Annotated in this window: 1 protein-coding gene; it reads right to left on the bottom strand. The window is 73.4% G+C overall.

From position 1 onward, the window contains the following. The coding region (gene moaA, locus ACTWQJ_RS51830; protein ID WP_443313270.1) for a GTP 3',8-cyclase MoaA at positions 1 to 890 on the bottom strand (890 nt) is incomplete at its 3' end. Between the last annotated feature and the right edge of the window lie 22 nt (positions 891 to 912).

The following is a 912-nucleotide window of genomic DNA, read 5'->3' as shown; positions in this document are numbered from 1 at the left end:
CGGGCGATCTCCTCGTCGGGGGCGCCGGAGCGCAGGGCGGCGCGCAGGTCGGTCTCCTCGCGGGCGAACAGGCAGGTGCGTATCTGGCCGTCGGCCGTGAGGCGGGTGCGGTCGCAGGCCGCGCAGAACGGGCGGGTGACGGAGGCGATGACGCCGACGCGGTGCGGGCCGCCGTCGACGATCCAGCGCTCGGCCGGGGCCGAGCCGCGCTCCTCGGAGCCCTCCTCGGTCAGCTGGAAGCGGGTGCGCAGGGAGGCGAGGATGTCCCCCGCGGTGATCATGCCGTCGCGCTTCCAGCCGTGCTGGGCGTCCAGGGGCATCTGCTCGATGAAGCGCAGCTCGTAGTCGTGCTCCACCGCCCAGGCGAGCAGGTCGGGGGCCTCGTCGTCGTTGAGCCCGGGCATCAGGACCGAGTTCACCTTCACCGGGGTCAGGCCCGCCTCGCGGGCGGCGTGCAGGCCCTCGATGACGTCCTTGTGGCGGTCCCGGCGGGTGAGGGTCTTGAAGACGTCGGGGCGGAGGGTGTCCAGGGAGACGTTCACCCGGTCCAGGCCCGCCGCCTTCAGGGCGGCCGCGGTGCGCCGGAGGCCGATGCCGTTGGTCGTCAGGGACATCCGGGGGCGCGGCTCCAGCGCGGCGACGCGCTCGACGATGCCCACCAGGCCGGGGCGCAGCAGCGGCTCCCCGCCGGTGAAGCGGACCTCCTCGATGCCCAGGGAGGTGACCGCGATGTCGATCAGACGGACGATCTCGTCGTCCGTGAGCAGGTCCGGCTTGGCCAGCCACTGCAGGCCCTCCTCGGGCATGCAGTACGTGCAGCGCAGGTTGCACCGGTCGGTGAGCGAGACCCTCAGGTCGGTGGCCACCCGGCCGTAGGTGTCGATGAGCACGTGGCCCCCTCCCTCGCAGCGG

The organism is Streptomyces sp. KR55 (assembly GCF_052245645.1).
Taxonomy (GTDB): domain Bacteria; phylum Actinomycetota; class Actinomycetes; order Streptomycetales; family Streptomycetaceae; genus Streptomyces; species Streptomyces flavusporus.
The sequence above is the reverse complement of the archived record's forward strand: the minus strand, read 5'-3'. Positions and strand labels throughout refer to the sequence as shown.